Below are 23893 nucleotides of genomic sequence, written 5' to 3'. Positions count from 1 at the left end.
CACCTTTCAGTCGAGCCAACCCGAAAGCTTGCTCGAATAACGCGGTGGCGCGCCCCGGTATTGCATCAGCACGGCCAGCCCCTTTTGCTCGGCCAGCGCCATTCCGTCCTCGTCGCCCATCGCAAACAGCGCGGTCGCCCAGGCGTCTGCCAGCGCGCAGGACGCGGCAATCACGGTCACGCTCGCCAAATCTCCGTACACACATTTGCGCGTACTCGCCGGAACAATATGGGAGACGCGCGCGCGCCCCTCCTGCCGCTGTTGCCGATAGTCGCCCGATGTGGCCATCGCCTGCCCGATCAATGCAATCCGCCAGAGCGCGCTGCCCGGCGACGGCGCCTCCAGATCCACCCACCAGGGCGACCGGTCCGGTTTCACGCCGCGCCCTACAAATTCACCGCCGATTTCGACAAGATATTGCGTGATGCCAAACCCTTCGAGAACCCGCCCCATCACATCAACCGCAAATCCCTTGGCAACCGCGTTGAGATCCAGCGTCACGCCGCCGGGCTGCATCAACACGCCTTCTTCCGGCATCAGCGCCGCCCACACATTGTCGCCGTGGGCCGCGCCTTCCAGCCTGGCGCCGACGCCAACCGGACCAAACCCGCGCCGCATCACTTCGCCGCCAAGACAAGGATCAAACACGCCGCCGCTCTCCCGCGCGACCTGAAGCGCGAGCGTCATAACCTCCTGAAACGGTGCATCGACACGCAAGCGCTCGCCCGGCGACAAGGAATTGAACATGGATATGAGTGATGTCGCCTCCCACGGGCTCATCGAAGCGATGATCGCGGAAAAGCTCGCCTCCAATGCCGCCCGCACAGCGTCTTCCGGCAGTCCAGGCGCAGAGCACCAGCTTGCAGACCAGCTCGTCCCCATCGTCTGCCCGCTCAATCGCAGGCCCATAAACGCTTCCGGCCGCGGCGTGATTTCGCCGCGGCCGAATTCGTCAGGAATGATGAGGATCGCTTCGCTCAAAGAGGCAGCGCCTCGAACGTCAAGACATAGGTAGACCGTACCGGGATGGACTTCCCGTCCAGCGTGCCCGTGCGTTTGGATTCCGCGCTCAGCCAGTAGGCGCCCGCCACATCCGGCGTGAACGTCACAATGCCGTCCGCGCCGGTCGTCAGTTTCAGCGCATCTTCGGAGTTGCGATAGCGGTCATTGCCAAGCACCAGCTCAACTTCCACGCCCTCTGCTGGCTGGCCATCAGACAGCATCTGGAACTTCACTTCTTCGCCGGCATACACATCATTGGGATGGGTCACGGGCTTCAGTTCTAGCCCGTTGCCTTCGGTCGCGAAGACAGAATCGGTCGGCGAACCGAGTGTAACGAACGTCTCGATACGGCGCACATTGCCGGAAATCTGGACGCCCGACTTCGCTTTAATGCCCTCGGATTTCAGGGCCTCTGCCGTGCCGCGCCAACGCTTGCGCTCGCCGCCCTCCTCCCAGCTTGCATTGTAACCCGCGCCGCCCGAGCTGATGCGATAGGTGCCTTCAGCAACAAGCGCCACATCGAATACGGAACGGTAGCGGCCCGTCGCAGCATTCTGAACCTCAACCGGTGCACCATCCGGCCCGAACACGGCTACAGAATCCAGCCGCATGGCGACATGGTTTGGCGCAAACAGGTTGTTGGAAATTGCGCCGTCCACGGACACCCACTGGTTTTCACCGGAAAGGATGAAGGTCGATGGCAGGAGCCAGGCGCGGTGGGCGCTGGCAGTGCCAGAAACGGCGAGGGCGAGAACTGCTGCAGCGCAGGCTTTCAGAAAGGTCGGTTTCATTCAGATGACTCCCGTTTTGGTGTCGCCCGGAAGGGCTCAATTGCCTGCAAGACGCAGAGTGACTTTGCCGAGCTCACGCTCGCCGCTGGCGGTAAGGTCCCCAGGCTTCAGCGGCCAGGAAAACGGCACGCTGACGAGTTCGCGGCCGCCAACTTCGCGGGCCGCTTCAACAACCAGCTGGTATTCGCCCGGCTGCAGATCACCGAAGATGCCTTTGTCGACCGGCAGCACGATGTCATGCGTTCCCGGCGCCTTCGTCGGCCCGGAAATTCCGTCGACAGGCATATCCAGGTCGCGCCCGGTACGGCGCCACCATTGGCGGATATCCTTCAGCCAGGTCTCGCCTTTTCCTTCGCCCGTTTCGCCCTGCTGATACCAGACAGCAATGTTTGAAACGACGGAATGGTCGGGCTTCGCAATCCAGATCGCCACATAAGGGCGGTGGTATTCGGCCACATCCAAACGCGGGATGCCGACCTGGATTTCAATGTCGTCGGCGAGTGCTTGCCCGGTCAGCAGGGAGAGCCCGGCAATGGTCAGAACTGCACGCATACAGATCACCTCATATATGAAGGAAAAACAGAAGAATGACGACAGGAATGGCAAGGCCGCCCAGCACCAGCGGCCAGGTCGATCCCCGGCGCTGCGAGTGAATCTGCAACAGCCAGAGGCCGGTCATGCAGAACACAATGCAAGCCACGGCGAAAACATCGAGGAACAGGGACCAGATCGCCCCGGCGTTGCGGCCCTTGTGAAGATCGTTGAGATAGGAAATCGGCCCGCGCGAGGTGACCTCATAGAGCACATCGCCCGTTTCCCGGTCAATGCTCATCCAGGCATCGCCGCCGGGTCGCGGCAGGCTCACATAGACATCAATATCCGTCCATTCGCCCTTCTTGCCGGAAATATCCACATTCAGCTCACGGCGTATTTCCGCCGTTGTCGCCGCTGGCAGCGCCGCCGCGCTCACAAATTCGGTATCGGGAGAAATCGCTGCGAGCGCGTCGCCGGAAAGCACGTATTCCAGCTCGGTCACCTTCGGCTTTGCCGGAATTTGATGCGCGTGATTGAGGGTAATCCCGGTCAGCGCGAACAACAGCATGCCGATGAGGCAGACAGCCCCCGACATCCAGTGCCAGGTGCGCGCTTGCCGTTTCCAGAAAGCATAAGTCGACCATTTCTCCAGATGGCGAAGCGGAGACTTGCCCCAGGTTTCGGAGGAGCGTGCGGCGGCAAGAAACTGTTTCAATGAGGCGGCTCAGATCAGTGATAAGTTGGGACTTCCACTGCCTGAGCTTTTCCGCAATTGCAAGTCATTCTCATATTTTTTCGCAGATAAGTCAAAGGTGCCGTTCGCCCTGCCCCAGCAATTGGTTCCGCTCAGTATCCGCCGCCAACCGCAACATAGAGATTGATCGCCGCCGTGAGCCGGTCGAGCCGCCCCAGCACATAGGAATTGGCCGCGTCGAAATAGTTCTGCTGAGCATTCAGCAAGCTGGTCAGATCGCCCGTTCCTGCCTGATACTGAATTTCGGCGGCCCGCAATGCATCTGCGGCTGCGTCCCTTGCGATCAACAGCTGTGCTTCACGCGCGCCGTTTGCTTCAATCGCCTTCAGGCTGACATCCACATCGCGCAACGCGCTGAGGATGGACTGACGATATCCGGCGAGTTGAGCCTCCCGCCGCGCCTGCGCACTTTCAAACTGCGCGTCGAGGCGCCCGCCAGCAAAGATGTTCTGCGCAACGGACGCAGAAAGCGAGCCAATAAGGTCGCCGCCGCCGGTCAACACGCTGGAAAGCCCTGCCCCCAGATCGATGTTGGGAAAGAATGCCGCCCGCGCCGCATCGATGTTTGCGTTCGCTGCCCGCAGGTTTGCTTCGGCCTGCATCAGGTCCGGCCGGCGCAACAGCAGATCGGATGGCAATCCGGGCTCAGCATTCGGCAACGCAATGGACAGTACGTCCGCTTCAGGCGCGGTGTAGCCCTGCGGCACCCGGCCAAGCAGGATTGCCAGCGCAGTTTCAAGGCTCGTGATCTGCGACTCCAACTGCGGAATGCGCGCCCGCGCATTTGCAAGGCTCGCAGATTGGCTCGACACGTCAAAACCAGAAATCGCGCCTGCCTCATAGCGAACCTGAACGATTTTGAAGATCCTCTCGGAGATTTCGAGGTTCTGCTTGGCCACGGCCAGCTGCTCACGTGCCGAAAGCAGATTGAACCAGCCCGCGGCGACATCCGACTGCGCCGTCAGTTCCAGCGCCCGCTGCGAGAACACGGCGGCGTCCAGGTTTGCCAGCGCGGCGTTTCGGCTGGCGGCGTTTGCGCCGAACAGGTCCAATTGATAGCTCGCCGACAGGCGCGCATTGGCATCAACATCGTCCAGGCCGGACTGCGTATTGCTGCTGGCGGAAAGCGAGCCACTCGCTTGCGGAAGGAACGCCGCATTCGCCGTCTTCAGTGCCGCGCGGGAGGCGTCCACATTCGCAACGCCCTGCGCCAACGTGTTGTTGGCAACCAGTGCTTCGCTGACGAGCGCGTCCAGATCGGCAGACTTGAAGCTCGCCCACCAGGCCTGCTCCGGCGCGGCCAGCGCATCGACGGCGCCTGCATAGTCATAACCATCCGGCATGATCAGGCCCGCTTCGGTGCTGGTTTCCCGCTGCACGGGGTTCAGGCTGACGCAGCCCGCAAGGCCGAGCACGGAAGTCGAAATAAGAAGCGTACGGATCATGGATTTACTCCGAGGCGAGCGCGGTCACCGGATCGAGCCGGGCCGCCTTTCTGGCCGGCAGAAGGCCGAAGATGAGGCCTGTGCCCAGCGCTGAACTGAATGCGAGGATTGCCGGAAGCGGGGTAACCGCGACCGTCATGCCGACCTGCGTCAGGATGAAGACGATGCCAAACCCGATCAGCACGCCTGCAACACCGCCCAGACCGCCAACAACCAGCGACTCGACGATGAACTGCGTCATGATGTCGGAACGCCGTGCGCCCGTCGCCATTCGCACGCCAATCTCGCGCGTCCGCTCAGACACACTCACCAGCATGATGTTCATCACGCCGATCCCGCCCACGAGCAGCGAGATTGCCGCCACCGATCCCAGAAGGATGGAGAACGAGTTCTGTGTCTCCTCCACCGACGCAAGGATCGACGCGGTATTGCGGATCTGGAAGTCTTCCGTACCGTGACGGGCCAGCAGCAAGGCATGGGCCGCCTCTTCGGTCTCGGTGATCTTCTTCGTGTCGTCTACCGCGACAGTGATGGAGGAAAGATAGCTCTGCCCAAATAGGCGCATCATGCCTGTCGTGATCGGCACCAGCGCCACATCATCCTGGTCTTGTCCCCAGGAGGTCGCGCCTTTCTCTTCCAGGATACCGGCCACCTCGAAGGGGGCGCCGCCCAGGAACACATATTGCCCGACCGCGCTTTCAACATCGTCGAACAGGTTGCCTGCCGTTGTCGTGCCCAGCACCACCACCGCCATGCGGCGGTCCACATCTTCCTTCTCGAAGAAGGTGCCATATTTCATGTCGCGGTTCTGCGCGATGGGCCAGCCTTCGGAGACGCCCTCAATGGAGCTGGAATAGTCCTTCCCGCCTACTCGCAATGTCGCACTGGTCGAGCGTGAAGGAACAGCCGTCAGAATGTTATCCAGTTCGCCCAATGCCTGCGCATCTTCGATCGTCAGGGTCGCAATGGCGCCGCCGCGCATCCGTGTGCCCGGCGCGCCAGGACGCACGAACAGGAGGTTAGGCCCCATCGACTCGAACCGTGCCATCACTTCGGCCCGGCTGCCCTCACCGATCGCCAGCATGGCGACCACCGCCGACACGCCGATCACCACGCCCAGCAGCGTCAGCGCGGTCCGGAACAGGTTCGCCCTCAGCGAGCGGAATGCCATTTTCACGGACTCAAAAATCTGTGTCAGTGGCGATGGGCCCTTGCGGGCGTATCGATACTGGGGCGCTTCCTCGGAAGTAGCCGCCTTGTTGCCGGTGTCTGAAATGATCTTGCCGTCGCGGATTTCGATCACGCGCTTGGCGCGTTCGGCAACCTTCTGATCGTGCGTGATCAGGATGATCGTGCGCCCGCTGTCATGCAGCTCGTCAAGCAAGTTGAGCAGGTCTTTGCTGGAGCCGGAATCGAGCGCGCCGGTCGGCTCGTCCGCCAGAATCACTTCTGCATCGTTGACCAACGCGCGCGCTACAGCCACTCGTTGCTGCTGCCCGCCCGAAAGCTGGCCCGGCTTATGATGGATACGCTCGCCAAGGCCCAGCTTGCCCAGCAGGTCAGCCGCCTTGTCCTTGCGCTCTTCCAGCGTCATGCCGGCATAGATCGCCGGAATCTCCACATTCTCCGAGGCGCTGACGCTCGCCAGAAGATTGTAGCGCTGGAATATAAATCCGAATGTCTGCCGGCGTAGCGCCGCAAGCCCATCTGGGTCCAGCTCTGAAACATTCTGCCCACGAATGGAATAGCTCCCGCCCGTTGGCCGGTCCAGACAGCCCAGGATGTTCATCAGCGTCGACTTGCCCGAACCCGACTGGCCAACAATGGCCACAAACTCGCCAGTCTCGATGGTCAGCGATACGCCGTCCAGCGCACGCACCTCGGTGTCGCCGGCCCCGTAAAATCGCGACGCGTCTTTCAGTTCGATCAAGGGGGTCGTCATGGTATCACCTGCTTCCCGCCGCTTACATGCGCCCCGGAGGCGGCCCCATCGGCCGGCGCTGGCCCTGCTGACCGGACGGTCCCGACGCAGTGGACGACCTGCTAAGCGACACTTCGCCCGTCACAACCGTCTGCCCTGCCTCAAGTCCGTAGATCACTTCAGCCTGCGTGCGCGTCTTCAGGCCGATCAGCACTGGACGCGGGCGCGGCGTGCCGTCCGGCCCAATGACGAGCACGGTGGCCACTTCTGCATCCGGGTGCGCCTTACGCGCTTCCGTGAACGCTTTGCGGCGGCTGTCTTCCTGTGGTCCAGCGCCAGCCGGTTCGCTGGCTTCTGCCTGCATGAACCCGCCCTGCGCGCGGCCCTCACGGGCGCGGCCTTCTGCCGAAGCCGTTTGCTGCCCACGGCCTTCGCCCTGCGGGCGCTGGCGGCGCTCCGGGTTTGCCTGCAGCGCCGTCACCGGCACCAGCACAGCATCCTTCGCCGAACCCGTCACGAAGAACACCTGCGCCGTCATTTCCGGCTTCAAAAGGTTGTCCGGGTTGTCGATGTCCAGCATCGCCTTGTAGAGCACCACATCGTTCAGAACTTCCGGCGTCGGAAGGATTTGCCGCACAGTCGTTTCCCAACGGCGCGTCGAGTCGCCCAACGTCGAGAACCAGGCGTCCTGCCCCGGCTTCACGCGCAGGACATCGGCTTCCGAAACATCCGTCTCTACGGTCATCACCGTCAGGTCGGCCAGCGAAAGGATCGTCGGCGCCGTCTGGTTGGCGTTCAGCGTCTGGCCTTCCACCGCGTCGAGCGAGACAACCGTGCCGGCCACCGGCGCATAAATATTCGTGAATTCCAGCGTCGCCTGCTGCGCGCGCAGCGTCGAGCTTTGGCGGTCGATCTGCGCATCAATCGCGTCGAGCTTACCAACAGCGACGGTGTGGTTCGATTGCGCTGCCTCATAATCCGCCCGCGCAATGGCATCATTTTCGAACAGCATCTTGGCGCGCTCGGCGTCTGCCTTGGCGAGCTCGAGCGTGGCGACCTGCTGCTTACGGCTCGCCTGCAGCTCTTTGAGCTGTGCGCGGCTGCCTTCCACATTGGTCTCAGCAATCGTCGCGTCGATCCGCGCCAGCAATTGCCCCTGCTCGACCAGGTCGCCCGCGTCCACCAGTAACTCGGTCAACTGCCCGGAAACCTGCGCGCCGACTGTCACAGTCTCTTTCGGCGCTACCTTGCCGGCAGCCGAGATCGAAACCTCGATGTCTCCCTTGGTGACTTCAGCGGTCTGGTAGACGGGAGCCTTCTCGCCCCCCCAGATAGCCTGCCAGGCAAGCCAGGCCGCCACCACCGCAACAGCGGCGACTGCGATCATGACCCAACGGTTTTTCAGCACTTTGGTCTTGGACATGGGAACTCAGCTTCAAATGGTGTGTCAGGCCTTGAACGGGGGCCGGTCGGTATTCCGTCGCGGCCAACTGCCAGAAGTTTGCAGTCCTGTCCGCGATATTCCCGCACTAACTGATTTCTTCTGACATTTTGTTCGCGTTATTGTGGCAATTCTTGCCACACGACACGATTTCCGGGCTGACCCGAGGATAAACAGGCGCTCCGCCTGTCAATTCTTAAGAAGTCGCCTCTTCGGCAAACAGGTCCGGCTGCTCGCCCTCGCCGCGGGGGTCAAACTCCGCAATGGCAAGGCTCGTCGCCGGGGACACTGTAAAGGGCGCGCGCTCCTCCGCTAGCGGCGGCGGTGAGATGGCCATCCGCGAGAGACAAGCCAGCATCAACGCACCCAGCGCCAGCCCCGCAAACAGGAACAGCCCCGCCCCGCCCGGCAACACTTGCAGGAAGCCGCCTGCGATCACCGGCCCGATCACCGAACCGATCCCCCAGATGACCAGGATGCCCGCCATCATCGAGGTGATCTCTTCCGGGCTTGCCCGGTCCGCCGCGTTCGCCACGGCTACGGCGTAATAGCTGAGCGATCCCGCGCCAAAGGCCGCCGCCAGCGCCAGGGTCAGCAGCGGCACATCTATCGCCGCCGTCAACGCTAGCCCGCCAGCCGCCAGCGCGCCCAGCGCCGCCGCCGCCGCAATCACCAGCCGCCGGTCAAACCGGTCGGACATAAGCCCCACAGGCCAAAGTCCGATCATCGCCCCCGCCAGGATGGCGCCATTCAGCTGCGCGGCAAATCCGGCCGCATCGTCCGGGCGCATTGCTGCGGCAAAGACAGGATAAAGCTGCGCCACGGAATTGTTCACCGCCCCTGCGCAGAACGCAGCAAACACAGAGGCTGGCGCCTGCGCCAGCAGGCGGCGCGGGCCGAACGGTTTTGCCGCCACCAGTTCCGGCTGGCTGCGGTTGGTCGCCGCCACTGGTAGCAGCGCTGCAATGAACAGGCCTGCCACCACCATGAAGGCGCCAAACCCCGCCAGCGCGCCCGCCACCACAAATGGCGCCGCAATCGCCCCGGTCTTAGACACCATATGATAGAAGCCGAGGATCGCGCCCCGGCTCTGTGCGGGTGCTGCATTCGCAATCCAGCTCTCGCCCGCCGTCAGCATTCCGGCTGCGCCAGCGCCCGCGAGCGCGAGCAGGAACGACCACCCCGCCACCTCTCGTCCAGCCAAGGGCAGGACCAGCGCCGCCAGCGCGCAGATGCCCGCCAGCAGCGTGAAGGTGCGGATGTGCCCAATGCGGCGTATCTCATGCGGCGCGATCAGCGTGCCGCCCAGGAATCCCGCCGAATACGCCGCCGCCACGAACCCAATGCCAAGCTCTGCCACGCCGCCCGCCAGCAGCTTCAGCGACATCACCATCGCCAGCGCCGCCATCGCGCCTTGCAGCAGCGTAAGGGCGGCCACCAGAACGAAGATGTTCCGGTAGGCTGCCAGATTGCTGTGCCCATTGCGGGCCAGCCCCGGCCAACGGACAAGTCGCGTCATGCTGCCGGCAGCAACGCCTCCGCTTCCCGCGCCACGCGCGACTCAACATTCTCCACCAGCGCTGCGTGCAGGGCGCAGATCGCCGTGTCGAAGTCGTCTTCCTGGATCACGGCCTGGATATCCGTCTTCCGGGAAACCTGGTGCAGGCCGATGATCGGCACGCCTGCCTCATGCAACGCCGTCAACGCTTTGGCAGTAATGCCCGGCACATTGATGTCGGCCCCAATCACGGAAACGATCGCCACGCGGCTCGTAGAAACTTCCGCGCCGCTTAGCTTGGTCTCAATGTCCACACAGGCGCGCTTCAATGCCTTTCGGCTGCCTTCCACATAATGTGTAATCGTGTTGGCGTTGGAACATTTGGACACGATACGGATGGAATGGCGCGTCAGCGCTTCCAGCACGGCCGCATCATATCCCTTCTCGCCCACCATATCCTGATCGAACACTTCCAGCGCAAACACGCCCTTCAGGCCGGTCACGATCTCGGCGCGCGGCTTGGGCGGCGCATAGTCTGCAGAGATGACCGTGCCGCCATCTTCCGGGTCGAACGTATTCTTCACGCGCAGCGGAATGCCTGCCTGCCGCAGGATTTTCGCCGCTTTGGGATGCACCGCCTCCATGCCCATATTGGACAGCTGATCGGCCACATCAAAATTGGTCAAGCCAATCTTGCGCACCTTATCTCCGCCAACCAGCTTCGGGTCCGCGCTGGAAAGGTGGAACTCCTTGTGGATGATCGCCTCATCCGCGCCGATCAGCGCGGCCAACCTGGAGAACACCACTTCGGTATAGCCCCGCCCGAAATGGCGCACGAGGCCGTCACGCGAACTGGCATAGCCCGTCACGATCGGCAGCTCGTTGGAAAGGTCGATCTTGTCGAGGGCATCCTGCATACGCTCTTCCATCGAAAGGTCGCGCTCATCCCGCCATGCCGTCAGATCGACGGCCGTTGCGTTCACGCCATGCTTGCGCAGTAGCAACGCGGTATTGAAGGCCGAATGCGCCTCCCCCAGCGAGGAAAGCACTTCCTTCACGGTGGCAAGGTTCTCGTCGAGACGGAATTGACCGTAGGAGCACAGCCGGTGCAGGTCGATCAGGCAGTTGCGAACATCCTCAATCCGTTCCCGAACGAAATTGTCCGCAACTTCCTGCTCTGGCTCGCCGCCAAACATTTCGACGTTCTTGTCTTCCATTGCCTGCGCCACTGCGGCCAGCGCCTCGGTCCACGCCCACTTGTTTCCCGCGCCCGAAAACAGGCTGAAAACGCCGGGCTCACCGGATTTCTTGTGCTCCAGCAGGCGGTTCGTCATGCCCGAATAGGCGGAGACTACGAAGATCCGGTTATACAGCGCGCTCCCGCGCCGCTTGCCGATCAGCACATTCTCCAGAACAGCCTTGGTGTTGGAGATCGACGTACCGCCGATCTTTTCCACAGTGCGTTTCATCTATCGTCCTCCCAGCGGCAGCGGCGGCATCGCCTTCAGAGGGCGGATGGGCTCTTTCACCTGACGGTGCGCCACAAATTCCGGGCGCGGCTTTGTCTTGCCGAACGGCTCGATCAGGCGGTTGCTCCACGCATTGAAAACGAAGAAAGCGTTGATCCGCTCATACGGCGTGATGTTGCTGTTTGAGCCGTGCATCGTATTGCAGTCGAAAATCACGACCGAACCGGCCTTCGGCGCAGGCCCTTCAATGCCGCCTTCTGCCGCCAGCTTCGCAAGGCTCTCGCCATCAGGCACGCCATATTCCTGCTTCTTCAGCGACGCGCGGTAGTGGTTGTCCGGCGTCTCGCCCACGCAGGTCACATAATTCATGTGGCTGCCCGGCATGAACATCGTCGGCCCGGAATGCGGATGGTTGTCCGTCAGCATCACTGACATCGACAACGCCCGCATGCGCGGCATGCCATCTTCCGTGTGCCAGGTCTCGAAGTCCGAATGCCAGTAGAAATCCTTGCCCCGGAACGCGGGTTTGTAGTTGATCCGCGACTGGTGGATGTAAACATCGTCCCCCAGAATGAACCGCGCGAGGCCCGACAGGCGCTCATCGGCCGCCAGCCGTTCGAACACGTCCGACTGCCGGTGCGGCGCGAATACGGAGCGCACAGCTTCGGCGCCCTCCATGCCCCGCTCGGTGATCCGGCTCTCGGGGATCAGCCCGCCCCGCTCGCGCAGCGCATTGGCCTCCCGCGCCAGCGCCTTCACCTCCTGCGGCGAAAATACGTCTTCCAGCACGACAAACCCGTCGCGCACGAATTGCTCGATCAGCGCGCGGCCCACCGGCGCTTCCTCGCCGGGGATGCCATGCACCACGGGGTCGCGCCGTGTCAGCCATTCCGGCTCCGCCTTCAGGCGCGAGGGATAAAGATCCTGGTCAGTATCTGTCATCATGGACAGGCTCCTTTCAGGCTGTTTGTTCGAGTTCTGTATCGGCCGCATACGCCCCGTCGGGGCCGTGCACTTCCTTGCCCGTCACCGGCGGATTGAACACGCACGCCATGATCATCGGCCCGCCCGCATCAGCGCGCAGGATGTGCTTGTCATGGTTGTTGAGCGCATACATCACGCCGGGGCGGATCTGATGGGTCTCGCCCGTCGCCAGATCTGTGATCGAGCCTGTGCCCTCCATGCAATACACACTCTCAAAGTGGTTCTTGTAATGCATGTGCAGCTCGGCGCCGGCATGGATCGTCGTGATGTGGAACGAGAAACCCATCCCGTCATTTTTCAGCAGCAGGCGGACGGAAGTCCAACCATCGCTGTCCACACGCCGTTCGGTGTTGTTTTCAATGCTGAGGTCTCTGACAATCATCTTCCAAATCTCCTTTACGCAGCGGACTTGCGGTGGCGCGCACCCACCGTGCGCACGGCGTCCGCCAGAATTTCGAGGCCCGCATCGAGCTGCGCGTCGCTGATGGTCAGCGGCGCGAGCACCTTCACCACTTCATCATGGCTGCCACTCGTCTCGATAATCAGTCCGTTCTCGAAGCATTCAGCGCATACTTCCGCCGCCACTTCGCCGCTTTGCATTTCAATGCCGCTCATCATGCCCCGGCCTTTCAGCCGCCCGGCCAGTGCGCTGCCCTCGCCGATCTTGGCCAGCCCCGCCCGCAGGCGCTCGCCTTTCCGGGCTACATCGCGCTCGAACGCGTCATCGCTCCAGAACAGATCGATCGCCTTGGCCGCGGTCACGAAGGCATGGTTGTTGCCCCGGAACGTGCCGTTATGCTCGCCCGGCTTCCAGCGGTCATGGTCCGGCCGGATCAGCGTCAGCGCCATCGGCAGGCCGAGCCCCGACAGCGATTTCGCCAGTGTGATGATATCCGGCTTCACGCCCGCCTTTTCGAAGCTGAAAAAGCCGCCCGTGCGGCCAATTCCGGCCTGAATGTCATCGATGATGAACAGCGCCCCATGCTTGCGCGCGATCTGCTCGACGCGGCGCAGCCAGGCATCGGAGGCCACATTCAGCCCGCCTTCGCCCTGCACCACTTCCACGATGATCGCCGCAGGCTTGTCGAGGCCCGAGGAAGGATCAGACAGGCGACGGTCCAGCTGCTCGGCCGTGTCGGTGTCTTCGCCGAAATAGCCGTCATATGGTTCGTGCACCACGCCGGTCAGCGGAATGCCCGCCCCACCGCGTTTGCCCGAATTGCCCGTCGCGGCCAGCGCGCCGAGCGTCATGCCGTGAAAGCCATTGGTGAAGGCAATCACATTCGTCCGTCCCGTGACCTTACGGGCGATCTTCAGCGCAGCTTCAACCGCGTTCGCCCCCGTCGGCCCCGGAAACATTGCGCGATAATCCATGCTGCGCGGCTTCAGGATACGTTTTTCGAACGTCTCGAGGAAGCTCGCCTTCGCGCGCGTGTGCATGTCGAGGCCATGAGCCACGCCATCGGCCTGGATATAATCCAGCAGCGCCTGCTTCAGCTCGGGGTGGTTGTGGCCATAGTTCAGCGTGGAGCAACCGGCCAGAAAATCGATATAGCGCGTTCCATCTTCCGCAATCAGCTCAGCGCCGCGCGCCGATTTGAACACCGCCGGAAAAGACCGGCAATAGCTGCGCACGCGGGATTCGCGTCGTTCAAAAATACTCGGGAGAGCGGACGTGTCTTCGTATGCCATGAATGGCTCCTTTTTCTTCGCTCGGTTAGGGTCGTTGAGGCTGAGCCTTCAGCCTGCGGCCTTCGGCGCCTGGAAAGGGCCAATGGTGACGAGAAATTCCGTGTCATGCTGACCGCGGAAATGGCGATGCCGATCAAACCACAGCTCTTCGCGCAAGGGCGCCTCCAGCCATCCCGCAACGCTGCGGAAAAGGCCCCATGAGGCGTCATTGCTCCGGGTGATCGAGGTTTCCAGTGCGGAAACCCCCGCCTGCGCCCGGCGGGAAAGAATATCGGCCAGCATCCGCTTCGGCAGGGCCTTGCCCCGCGCGCTGGGATGCACAGCCACCTGCCACAGGAAATAGGTCGCGTCCTTGCCGGGTGGCCTGTGGCCGGAAATCCAGCCAACAACTTCGCCGCTCATCCGCGCCACGGCGCAGGAGGTCGCAAAATGCGTGCACTGGATCAGGTTCGCATACAGCGAATTGGTATCGAGCGGCGGGCAGGCTGCGATCAACGCGTGAATTTCAGCGGCGTCTTCAGGCGTCGGCGGTCCGATCTGGATCGCGGCGCCTTCGATTTTACTTCGGCCCGGAACAGTCTCTGTTGCGGACGGTGCGGTGGCCTCACTCGGCATGACGGCTCCCATTTGCTTTTTTATTTTGACCGTCAAATTATTATCCTCAGGGAAATGTCAACCCCGAGCGCAGCCAAGGCATATTTGACGAGCAACATAAATGCCCGAGTGCTCAAGGGGTTCCGCCCTTTATTTTGACTTTCAAATTATTTGTTCTTCAATGGAATTCCACTACATATGACGGCATGATCGCCGCCACGCCCACCCCGGATTCGCCACAGGACGCCTCAGAGCAGGCTCTGATTTCGCTCCGTCGCATTCTGAAAGCGGTCGAGTCGCATGCCCGCACACTTGCACGCGACACCAGCCTCACCCCCTCCCAGCTTGTCGTCCTCAAGGAACTCGCCGCCCGCGGCAGTGTCCAGCCGAGCGATCTCGCCCGCGCTGCCGGGCTGAAACAGGCCACCATTTCCATCCTGCTGGACAAGCTCCAGGCGCGCGGCCTCATCCTGCGCAGTCGGGGAGATGCAGACCGCCGCACTGTGCTCGTCCAGATCACGCCCGAAGGCCGCAAGATGCTGTCAGAGGCGCCAGATCTTCTGCAGGCGGAATTTGGTGCGCGCTTTGCCCACCTGCCCGAATGGGAACAGGCCTATATCAACGCCGCGCTCACGCGCCTTGTCGCTCTGCTCGGCGCAGGCGATATCGACGCCTCGCCTGTTCTGGATGTCGGCGCAGTGACGGACCTTCCCTCCGGCCCCGCCTGAGGCTCACATCAGCCAGTTGTTGATGAAGCCCACCACCGGCTGATCCAGATATGATCCGTACACGAAAGTGCCAATCCAGGTCTTGCCATAGATTTCCAGCGTATAAAGGTGGCGCTGTTCCAGGTGCAGCGTATGCGCCGTCCCGTCCTCACCCACCAGCTCGACCGTTCGCTCAGCGCCGGGCGGAGAGAATTCCGCCTTGCGGAAAATCTCGGGCGCCTTGCCGGACCGCAGGGCATATGCGCCGGAGCCTTCAGGCGATTGCAGCAGGGTTCCCGAAATGCCCTTTCCCCAAAGCGAGGAATAAACAAAGGGAACGGTAAAGCGCGGCTCGCTCTGGGGCTGCTCATGCCACTGGCCCGGCGCGCTGATCGTCCGCGTTTGGCCGCCCGCTTCGATCACAGCCTCAACCGTCCCGAACATTTCAGACCGCCCATCCAGCAGGCCGACATATCCGTCAGACCGGGTGAACGTCGCCGAAACGCGGAAGGCACCTTCGCCGCCTTTCTCGAACTCCAGCGTGCCGCCGTCGATCGCGCCATGCTTGCCCGTCCGGCTGAAGCGGATGGTCATATCGCCGACCGAGGCCGCGTAGTGAACGTCGGTCGCATTGGCCGCGTCCGCCGCCTTCCCGCTCCACGGAATTTCATTGTCCGCAAACAGGAAGCTGCCCTCCGGCGTCATTACAGACGCCCAGACCCACGCCACCCCAATCTCAGGGTACTGACACAGCCGGATGCTGAAGACGGAGCTGCCATTAGGCGCCCCGCCAGACATCTGCACGGACTCCGTATAGATCACCCGGCCTTCCAATCCCTCAGAGGGAGACACGGCGTCTTCCGCCCCGCTGGCGCAGGCCGCCGTCAATGCCGCCGCGCCGGCGCTGATCAAAAGGTTGCGTCTGGAAAGGTGAAAGCGGGTCTCGGTCATGGCGTCACATTTCGTGTTTCTATGCTGGCATCCGTTCGTGCCAGTCCGGCAAGGCCATTGGCAAGCCATTCCCGCGCGCCCGGATCGTCCATCAGGTACGCGTCGAGGAAGGCCAGAACTGCCGCATCGATGATTTCATGATGGCGCGGGTCTAGTGGCCGGTCCTTGCCCCTGGTCAGAATACTTCCGCTGAACACGAAATGATCCCCGCCCGTCAGGTTCACCAGCACAGCCGGCAAACCCTCGGGCAGCCCGTAATAGGGCTGCAGCCTGTCTTCTGCAGTCTCAACAGATGGGTTCAGCGCAAACCCATCTTCCGTACCCGTCATCATCAGGAAGGGCTTGGTCACATTGGCAAACGCTGCCTTGTCATCGCCGTCCCGGTCGCCGGAAGGGCTCATGGCGATAAACGCGCGGAAGCCATCCGCCGGCATTGCCGCGCCAGTCTTGAACACCTGCCCCGCCGCCACCTGCGTCGTCACAGCGCCGAAGGAGTGCCCGCTCATGGCCACGCGGCCCATGTCGATCTTCCCGGCAAACTTGCCGTCTACCGCCATCTTACCCAGCTCGCCCATGGCGAAGGGAATATCGGCAAACCGGTTCAGCATCACGGCCGGGTCACTCGCCGTTTTCAGCATCGCGCCCCGGTCCACGGTCGCCGGGTCCGGGCGCACGCCCTTCCACATGCTCACATCCGATCCGGGGTGCTGCACATGCACGACGATATAGCCATGACTCACCAGGAACTCGCTCATCCGGGGCAGCCCCTCGCGCGATCCGCCAAGGCCGTGGGAAAACACCATCACCGGGCGCGGCCCGTCCGTATCCTGAGGATACCGGATCAGCCAGGGCACATCCCGGTCGCGCTTGGCGTCATGCCATTTGCCGCGCTCGGTCTCCACCTTGTAAGGCCCCGGCGCGGTGTACCGGCTGGTCGAGGCGGCCTGAGGCACCAGCGCCGCTGTCTCGGGCGGCGCTGCGTTCGCGCATCCGGCGCCCGTGATCGCAATCAGGGCTAGCGCGGCAGAGGAAATCCATGTTCTGAAAACCATCGATCAGGTCCATTTCGATTTTGAGCACCCCCGCTGATTGTCGACAATGTTTCCACCTGCGCGTAATGTCAAAGATAAATCAGACGGGATCGGGGAAGCTGCCCCGGCGTAATCGGGAGAGCGGAAATGAACGGACTGACTCGGCGCGGAATGATGATCGCAGGCGGCTCGATGATGACGGCTGCCTGCGCCAATGCGACATCAAACGTATCCAAAAATACACAGTTTGACACTGTGCGTACCGACAATGACATCACCTGGATCACGGAGGCCCTGGATCGCCTCGCCTCGTTCAAGGATCTCCGCGCCGGCGGCCCCGGCGACATCGCCTGCGGCGAATGGCTGGAAACTATCCTTCAGGAACAAGGCTTTGCCGTCCGCCGGCAGGAATTCCAGACACCCTATTTCGAGCCCTCCACCGCCGTCATCCGCGTCGGCGCCCTTCAGGCCCCCGTCTACCCCCAGGGCATCGTCGTCCCAACCGGCCCGGTAGGCGTCAGCGGCCCTCTGAAAGTCTGGCGCGCCCCCGGCGATGTTGCCGATCCTGCCGGCGCTGTCATCGTCATGGTCCTGCCCTATGCGCGCCATTCCCAACTCGCCGCCCCCGCGCTGAAGGCGGCGATCAAGCCGCTCTCCGACGGCGGAGCCGCCGCGATAATCCTCGTAACATCAGGGCCTTCGCGCGAACGCGTCGCCCTCAATGCTGATCCCTCAGGGCCCGCCTGGCCCCAGCCGATGGCAGTCATCGGCCCGAAGGATGCCGAGCCCCTCTACGAACTCGCCCGCACCGGCGCGACTGCAACACTCATTACAGATGGCGATGGCGGCACCCGCCCTGCCTTCAACCTCATCGCCGAGATCAACCGTCCCGGCCCGCGCATCGTTATCTCCACGCCCCGCTCCGGCTGGGGCCCCTGCATGGGCGAACGCGGCCCCGGTATCGCCGTGTTCTACGCTCTCGCCAAAACCCTCCCCCAAGCCTACCCCGATCACGCCTGGACCTTCCTGGTCAACAGTGGCCACGAATATGACAATCTCGGCAGCCACCACGTCCTCGCTGAGGCGGCGCCAAGTCCTTCAGAAACAAAGCTCTGGCTGCATCTTGGCGCAGGCTTCGCAGCGCGCGACTGGCACGAATATGGCGCCCAGCTCCGCCCGCTGAAAAATGCGGACCCGCAACGCCTGCTGGTCGCCAGCGAAGCGCTCATCCCGACGCTACAGGAAACCTTCGCCGGTCTTGCTGGACTGGAAGTGCCCTATCCCGCCCAAATGGGCGCGGGTGGCGAGCTGGGAGAAATCCTGTCCGCAGGATACCCCAACGCCATTGGTATGTTGGCGGCACACCGCTTCCATCACGCCGCAAACGACTTTGCCGACAAAACGGGTCCGGACCTGATCCTGCCCGTCCTCAAAGCCGTCCGCTCAACGCTTCTTCGGCTTGCCTGACGCAGCCTCGCTGCCAGCTGCGTCTTCTGCCATCACGAACTGCATGGAATTGCGGTAAAGCGTGTGCATCAGCATTGCAGCCTTCGGCCCATCGCCCTTGAGCACTGCCTCAGAAAGCTTCACCCAGGTTTGCGTAGATTCCAGCCGCCGCTCCGGCGCCTGTATCGCGCGCATCTGGAACGCTTCCCGGCCTGCTGCCAGTCCCAGCAGCATCGAATGCGCCCGCGTCGACAGCGTCAATTCGCTGAGAACCCGTGTATTCTGGCGCAAGCCGTCATAGATCTCTTTGGTCTCGGCGCCCGCACGTGCGCGCTCCGCCAAAGCGACCGTCTGAGCATGGAAACGCTGTTTGGCTGCCTGGTCAGGATTTGCCGCCGCCAACTCCGAGACAACACCCGAAAGCGCCGCCCGGATCAGCCAGATCTCCCGGAAATCATCATCGCCCGGCCGCACGACCCGTGCGCCGCGCATTTCCTCGATGACGACGAGCCCCTGGCTTTGTAGCAGGCGGAGAGCTTCACGGATTGGCGCGCGGCTAAGCCCGAACTTGTCTGCCAGTTCCTGCTCCTTAAGGCGCTGGCCGGGTTCGTACTCGCCCTTCTCGATAGAGCGAGCAAGGTCACGCGCCACGCGCAAGGCCCCCACCCGCGCCGCCGAACCCTCTACCTTTGATGACGCCCATCCTGCCAATCTACTCAAGCCTCCCCGATTCCCGCGTCAACCTAACGGCAGGTCAGCCGGGCGTCGAGGGTTCGAGCGGCGGCGGAGTCCATTTGGATTCAAACAGTTCCGGCGTGGGCAGGTACGCCCGGAAGGAAACCATGAACGGCCCTTTGGGTGTTGGAAGCCAGTTCGCCGCAGCCTCCCCGTCAGGCGCGTCTGACTGAAGGTAGAAGGTGTAGGATCCATCCGCATTTGGCTTCACGCCGGGCACGCGATCACTCACCGAATAGCGATTGATCGGATTTTCAACGAGATAGAACCGGCCGTCCGGCTCCTCTGAATACATCGTCAGCGACCAGAATGCCTCAACTGGAGCGCCCCCTGGCGGAACGGTGAACTTGTAGGCCTTGGTTCCGTCCAGCGGCTCGCCCGTCGCGTCGCGTGAGGCGCGGAAATAAGTCGCCTCATCTGACGACAGCGCCGCGAGCCCCCAAAGGGCAACCGACGCGCGGAGCATATCATTGTCGCCGAAATCACCCACGCCCGGAGGGGCCGCGCGCCAGCCATTTATGGTGACCATGAGCGCCTCTGCGTTCTGCTTCAGATCCTGCAGATTGGCGGCAAAGCGCTCATTCCATATCTCCTGGAATTCCGAGGCAAGTTTGGACCACCCCTCAGCCTCACCCGGTACAATACCCACTCGCGAAAACGCGCCCGCTCTTGCCGCCTGGCCTGCGTTGGCCGGCGTTCGCGCCAGCATCGCATTGACAACATTCACGAATGTTTCGGCGTCCGGCACCGGCGGCGCGGTAAAATCATAGCCAACATCAGGCCCCCGCCCCTCCACCTTGATCAACTGGATCTGGGACTGCACAGCCGTCGCCGCCTCAAGGTCGTGCGCGCCGCGCACAAGTGTTCGCGCAAGCATCCAGACGTCATTTGTATCGGAACGGATGAGTGTGACGCCTTCTGGAACAGCGCCGTTCCAATCGGGCCCCGCGATCCAGTAGCGCGCCTTGTGTCCGCCACCGTTGCGGCTGCCAAGGATCGCGAAGTTGTCCGTGAAGACGTCCATGAACGCGATACTGTGATAACGGTCCGGCGCTTCGGGCGTAATGACTTCCATCGGGCCGCCGGACAATTCCAGAATCGCGCTCGAATAGAGCGTGTCCATATTCGGCGCAGTCACATTCCGGTGGGTATGGTCGGAGAGGATACGGCGATGGCCCAACTGGTTTACGTTGCGTCCAACGCTGGTACTGCCTGACGTGGCGAACCGGGCAAACTCATAGATGCCATACCCGTAGAGGAATGCTTCATCGACCTGCTCCTCAATGGCCGTCGCTGCTGGCGCTACCAATCCAGCTCTCTCCGCATCCGGAACAACTGGCGTTGTTGCACAAGCTGCAAGCCCCAGAGCAGCCAGAATCGCTGTCGATGCAATGAGTTCCTGTCGGCGCATGAATGTTCCTCTCGTGTGTTTTCTCGTCCTGATTTCACTGGCCTGGCGCTGCATTTACGCGCCGGAATATGGCCATCCCGATTGACACGGTTATCCCACCCGCTATGGATTGTCGACAATTTTAAGCGTCCCTTGAGCAAATGAGGGCGCATCTGGGAGGATCCGAAGGATCATGAAACGCAATTCCACTTCGTCCTATGCCAAGCTTCTTGGTTCTGCTTCCCTGGCGCTTTGCCTTCCGGGATTCGCAGTTGCACAATCACAAACTGCGCCGGAAGAGGCAGAGCTTCGCGCCGATACCGTGATTGTTTCAGCGACCCGCCGTGAGGCCGACGCGCAGACAATTCCCGTCGCTGTTACGGCAGTCAGCGAACGCGATATTATTGAAGCTGGCGTGCGCGACACGTCTGGCCTGCAACAGGTCGCCCCTTCCCTTGTTGTGACCGTTTCCAACTCTGAGACAACGGGCGGCGTGATCCGCATACGAGGCGTTGGAACGGCGGGCCAAAACCCGGGCCTGGAAGGCGCGGTTGGAGCGTTCGTTGACGGCGTGTATCGCTCCCGCCCCGGCCTTGCGCTCAACGACCTGATGGATGTGAAGCAGGTTGAAGTCCTGCGCGGTCCGCAAGGCACACTGTTTGGGAAAAATACCTCTGCCGGCGCGATCGTAATTTCGACGCGCGAACCTGAATTTGAATTCGGTGGCGAAGTCATGGCAGGTTTCGGAAGCGATGGGCAGCAGCGCTTCACGGGCGTTGTTACCGGCCCAATTGTCTCCGACAAGCTCGCATTCAGACTTTCAGGCCTCGTCAACAAACGTGACGGATATGTGGAAGACGTCAACGGCGAAACCTACAACGACAAAGACCGCTACAGCCTGCGCGGGCAACTCCTTGTCGAGCCAACTGACACTGTCAGCCTGCGGCTTATCGCAGACTATATCGAGAAGGATGAAGTCTGCTGTGCAGCGCCCTATGTTGCAAACGGCGCGCGCGCAGCACTTATCACCAACCTCGGCGGAACGGTGTTTAATCCGACACAGGAAGACGAATACCGCGTCGCGATCAACACTCCGCCCCGCTCCGAGATCGAGGAGTTCGGTCTCTCTGGGCATCTTTCCTGGGACACCAGCATCGGCGACCTGAAAGTGATCGCCAGCACGCGCAATTTCAAATCGGCTCGCGACTCTGATGTGGACAACAGCGACCTCGACCTGGCCAACATCGACAACGACCGCAGCAAGGATCGGCTGAACACAATCGAGGCCACTCTTCAGGACAAGACGGATCGAATCGACTGGCTGGTCGGCGTCTATGCCTTTGAAAGCAACTTCAATAACCCGCAATCCCAAGTAATGGGCGCAGACCTTGGTGCATTTCTGGGCGGCGTGCTCAACCGGCCGGCGGTCATTCCGCTTTACCAGGAAGGCGATGGCGACCTGTTGCGCCGTTACTACCAAAAGGGAGACGGCTGGTCGATCTTCACGCACAATACTATCTCGCTCACTGACGCGCTGAAGCTGACGCTCGGCCTTCGCTACCTTGAGGAAAACAAGACCGGTGGCGGCGAGTTCATTACACAGGCCGCAGAATCCTGCACGTCACCGCTTGTTCCGGCGGCCGCACGGGTGTTTTGCCCGACCACGGACTATGAAGCAGAGTTCATCGACGATGCCCTGACTTACACGGCAGCGCTGTCCTACCAATTTACGCCGAACCTCATGGGCTACGGATCCTTTGCAAAAGGATACAAGGCCGGCGGCATCAGCCTCGACCGGGATGCGGGTAACCGCACCAGCCAGACATTCCTGCCTGAAGAGTCCGAGAACTACGAACTCGGCGTGCGCACGGAATGGTTCGACAAGCGCGTCCGCGCGAACCTGACGGCGTTCCGGATCGAATTCACAGACTTCCAGCGTAACGTGTTCACCGGCACCGAGACCCTGCTTTCCAACCAGGGCGAAGTCATTTCACAGGGTGCTGAACTGGAATCCCGCTTCCGCGCAACCGACAATCTCGACCTGAATCTTTCGGTGACATACGCTGATACACAGTATGGGGAAGATGTTTCCGATGCGGCAATTGCGTCGCGCCGCCTGAACGCTGCGCCGATGTGGACAACACAACTGGGCGGAAGCTACATGCGACCCCTCACCAGCGACATCACATTCTTCCTCTCCGGCGCAGCAAGGTATCAATCCGCCACCGTTACCGGCGCCGATCTAGACCCCGCCAAACGCCAGGAAGGCTATACGCTCGTCAATGGCCGAGTTGGGCTGACCTTTGAGAGCCATGATGCAGAACTGGCGTTTTGGGGCTCTAACCTCCTGGACGAGAGCTATCGCGTTGTCACTTTCAACGCGGCGCTTCAGCCTGGCTCACTTGCCGCGTTTATGGGCGAACCGCGCGCATGGGGCGTTGAGCTTACCAAGCGGTTCTGAGGCAGCGGCCTGAACCGCGCGTAGAGAAACGGCCGGGCGCCTCCCACCCGGCCGTTTGCTTATGCCGAAGCGACCTGAAGTTACTTCCCGCGCAGACGATCGCGGAAGTCTTTCTTGGCGGCTTCGAGATTGCTGGAGAGCGATTGCCGCAGCCCACTGCGTAGCGCATCGAGGCGGCCGGACCGCGCTTCAACGAGCTCCGACGCCACTCCTACGCTCTTCATGGAATCGGCAAGGCTTGGGCCGGCGAGCTTGAAGCCCTGCGTTTCTTCGATAGCGCCAAAGGTCCAGAAGTCTTCTTCCGTCGACCAGGCATCGATCGTCTCGAAGGGAATCCAGCAATATCCGTGCTCGGCCCATCCATGGCCCCAGCTATTGCGGACGAGATACAGGCGCGCCGGCAAATCGTAGCCCACAATGAGCATGGCGTGCCCAGATGGCGGCTTTTGCGGAACCACCTGATCGGGCCGGGGCATGCGCCCGGTCTGCGCAGCGGCATCGTAATACTCTCCGGGTGCATACATGCCGAAAACTACCGGCAGCCCATGCGCCAATGCAGTCAAAGCCGGGACGCCACGAGGCGTACGGGCATACTGCACTGCATCATAGTTCCGCGCATTCTGATATGCCGTTTCTGGCGGCTGCATGATGACCATGGATTCCATGAAAGGCCACAGCGCCGCCTCGCAGGCACCATAGGCGAGCACCGCAGCCATCCCGTGATGAATAAAGCTTCCCTGATCCAGCATCGTAGAGTCAGAAAGCCTGCGGGCATTGTAGTAGACAAAGAGGCGCGACAAATCCGTAAGAGGACGCCCCGCTTTGAGGATATGATATTCCAGTGCGCCGATCACCGCATTTGCAACACAAGACTGTGTGCGCAACTGATCTTCCACCGGCGAGCAATGCGCCCGGAGATCGACTTTATCGGGGAGACGGACAGTCGGCGCCGTCAGCGTAGGCGCCGCGCTTGGCCGCGTCTCGAACCGGCAACCATTCAGGCTGTAGCCAGACCATTTTCCAGACATTCAGAGTCCCCTTTCAAAG

Annotated in this window: 21 protein-coding genes; 3 read left to right on the top strand and 18 right to left on the bottom strand. The window is 61.9% G+C overall.

The features are described 5' to 3' along the window. Positions 1-6 precede the first annotated feature (6 nt). From K1X12_RS11365 to ectA, 13 genes are all read right to left on the bottom strand, one after another. Complete coding sequence (locus K1X12_RS11365) at positions 7-981, bottom strand: FAD:protein FMN transferase (protein WP_220987700.1); 975 nt, start codon at positions 979-981, stop codon at positions 7-9. After that, positions 978-1793 (bottom strand): DUF4198 domain-containing protein, encoded by an 816-nt coding sequence (locus K1X12_RS11360; RefSeq protein WP_220987699.1) that lies wholly within the window; start codon positions 1791-1793, stop codon positions 978-980. The genes K1X12_RS11365 and K1X12_RS11360 overlap by 4 nt, the downstream gene beginning before the upstream one ends. Before the next feature lie 36 nt (positions 1794-1829). Continuing rightward, positions 1830-2345 carry a DUF2271 domain-containing protein gene (locus K1X12_RS11355; RefSeq protein ID WP_220987698.1) on the bottom strand — a complete coding sequence of 172 codons (516 nt, stop codon included), beginning with the start codon at positions 2343-2345 and terminating at the stop codon, positions 1830-1832. Between the two features lie 10 nt (positions 2346-2355). Then, positions 2356-3042, bottom strand: coding sequence for a PepSY-associated TM helix domain-containing protein (locus tag K1X12_RS11350; RefSeq protein ID WP_220987697.1), 687 nt, complete (start codon positions 3040-3042; stop codon positions 2356-2358). 131 nt (positions 3043-3173) lie between these two features. After that, positions 3174-4526 (bottom strand): efflux transporter outer membrane subunit, encoded by a 1353-nt coding sequence (locus K1X12_RS11345; RefSeq protein ID WP_220987696.1) that lies wholly within the window; start codon positions 4524-4526, stop codon positions 3174-3176. A 4-nt stretch (positions 4527-4530) separates the two neighbouring features. Then, the gene (locus K1X12_RS11340; protein ID WP_220987695.1) at positions 4531-6468 is read right to left on the bottom strand and encodes a MacB family efflux pump subunit; all 1938 of its coding nucleotides are present in this window, start codon (positions 6466-6468) and stop codon (positions 4531-4533) included. Positions 6469-6490: 22 nt separating this feature from the next. Then, positions 6491-7870, bottom strand: a complete 1380-nt coding sequence (locus tag K1X12_RS11335; protein ID WP_220987694.1) for an efflux RND transporter periplasmic adaptor subunit — start codon at positions 7868-7870, stop codon at positions 6491-6493. A 214-nt stretch (positions 7871-8084) separates the two neighbouring features. Further along, positions 8085-9407 carry an MFS transporter gene (locus K1X12_RS11330; protein ID WP_220987693.1) on the bottom strand — a complete coding sequence of 441 codons (1323 nt, stop codon included), beginning with the start codon at positions 9405-9407 and terminating at the stop codon, positions 8085-8087. Then, positions 9404-10855: an aspartate kinase gene (locus tag K1X12_RS11325; protein WP_220987692.1), complete on the bottom strand. Its 1452-nt coding sequence runs from the start codon at positions 10853-10855 to the stop codon at positions 9404-9406. Before K1X12_RS11325 ends, K1X12_RS11330 begins: the two co-directional genes overlap by 4 nt. Further along, positions 10856-11797, bottom strand: a complete 942-nt coding sequence (gene thpD, locus K1X12_RS11320) for an ectoine hydroxylase (protein WP_220988873.1) — start codon at positions 11795-11797, stop codon at positions 10856-10858. It lies immediately after the preceding gene. Between the two features lie 16 nt (positions 11798-11813). Further along, the gene (locus K1X12_RS11315; protein ID WP_220987691.1) at positions 11814-12221 is read right to left on the bottom strand and encodes an ectoine synthase; all 408 of its coding nucleotides are present in this window, start codon (positions 12219-12221) and stop codon (positions 11814-11816) included. Between the two features lie 14 nt (positions 12222-12235). Continuing rightward, positions 12236-13531 (bottom strand): diaminobutyrate--2-oxoglutarate transaminase, encoded by a 1296-nt coding sequence (gene ectB / locus K1X12_RS11310; RefSeq protein WP_220987690.1) that lies wholly within the window; start codon positions 13529-13531, stop codon positions 12236-12238. A 48-nt stretch (positions 13532-13579) separates the two neighbouring features. Continuing rightward, positions 13580-14146: a diaminobutyrate acetyltransferase gene (gene ectA / locus K1X12_RS11305; protein ID WP_220987689.1), complete on the bottom strand. Its 567-nt coding sequence runs from the start codon at positions 14144-14146 to the stop codon at positions 13580-13582. Positions 14147-14331: 185 nt separating this feature from the next. Here ectA and K1X12_RS11300 point away from each other — a divergent pair, with 185 nt between their 5' ends. Then, positions 14332-14853: a MarR family winged helix-turn-helix transcriptional regulator gene (locus K1X12_RS11300; protein WP_220987688.1), complete on the top strand. Its 522-nt coding sequence runs from the start codon at positions 14332-14334 to the stop codon at positions 14851-14853. A gap of 3 nt (positions 14854-14856) precedes the next feature. Here the strand turns inward: K1X12_RS11300 and K1X12_RS11295 are convergent, their stop codons facing one another. Both K1X12_RS11295 and K1X12_RS11290 read right to left on the bottom strand, forming a co-directional pair. Continuing rightward, a complete protein-coding gene (locus K1X12_RS11295) occupies positions 14857-15783 on the bottom strand; it encodes a hypothetical protein (protein WP_220987687.1) in 927 nt (308 codons plus the stop codon). Continuing rightward, complete coding sequence (locus K1X12_RS11290) at positions 15780-16835, bottom strand: alpha/beta hydrolase family protein (RefSeq protein WP_220987686.1); 1056 nt, start codon at positions 16833-16835, stop codon at positions 15780-15782. The genes K1X12_RS11295 and K1X12_RS11290 overlap by 4 nt, the downstream gene beginning before the upstream one ends. A 126-nt stretch (positions 16836-16961) precedes the next feature. On the opposite strand from K1X12_RS11290, the gene K1X12_RS11285 reads away from it, so the two are divergent. Continuing rightward, the gene (locus tag K1X12_RS11285; protein ID WP_220987685.1) at positions 16962-18281 is read left to right on the top strand and encodes a hypothetical protein; all 1320 of its coding nucleotides are present in this window, start codon (positions 16962-16964) and stop codon (positions 18279-18281) included. Here K1X12_RS11285 and K1X12_RS11280 read toward each other — a convergent pair. Together K1X12_RS11280 and K1X12_RS11275 are read right to left on the bottom strand one after the other, a co-directional pair. Beyond that, entirely contained in the window at positions 18258-18911 is a 654-nt protein-coding gene (locus tag K1X12_RS11280) for a GntR family transcriptional regulator (RefSeq protein ID WP_220987684.1), read from the bottom strand. The two genes, K1X12_RS11285 and K1X12_RS11280, sit on opposite strands and share 24 nt — an antisense overlap. 103 nt (positions 18912-19014) lie before the next feature. Continuing rightward, positions 19015-20406: a DUF1254 domain-containing protein gene (locus K1X12_RS11275; RefSeq protein WP_220987683.1), complete on the bottom strand. Its 1392-nt coding sequence runs from the start codon at positions 20404-20406 to the stop codon at positions 19015-19017. A gap of 172 nt (positions 20407-20578) precedes the next feature. On the opposite strand from K1X12_RS11275, the gene K1X12_RS11270 reads away from it, so the two are divergent. Next, positions 20579-22846 (top strand): TonB-dependent receptor, encoded by a 2268-nt coding sequence (locus tag K1X12_RS11270; protein ID WP_220987682.1) that lies wholly within the window; start codon positions 20579-20581, stop codon positions 22844-22846. Between the two features lie 80 nt (positions 22847-22926). Here the strand turns inward: K1X12_RS11270 and K1X12_RS11265 are convergent, their stop codons facing one another. Further along, positions 22927-23874: a C1 family peptidase gene (locus K1X12_RS11265; protein ID WP_220987681.1), complete on the bottom strand. Its 948-nt coding sequence runs from the start codon at positions 23872-23874 to the stop codon at positions 22927-22929. Positions 23875-23893: the final 19 nt, after the last annotated feature.

Source organism: Hyphomonas sediminis, assembly GCF_019679475.1.
In the GTDB taxonomy this organism is placed as follows: Bacteria; Pseudomonadota; Alphaproteobacteria; order Caulobacterales; family Hyphomonadaceae; genus Hyphomonas; species Hyphomonas sediminis.
Note: the sequence above shows the minus strand (reverse complement) of the source record. Positions and strands in the feature narration are given on the sequence as shown.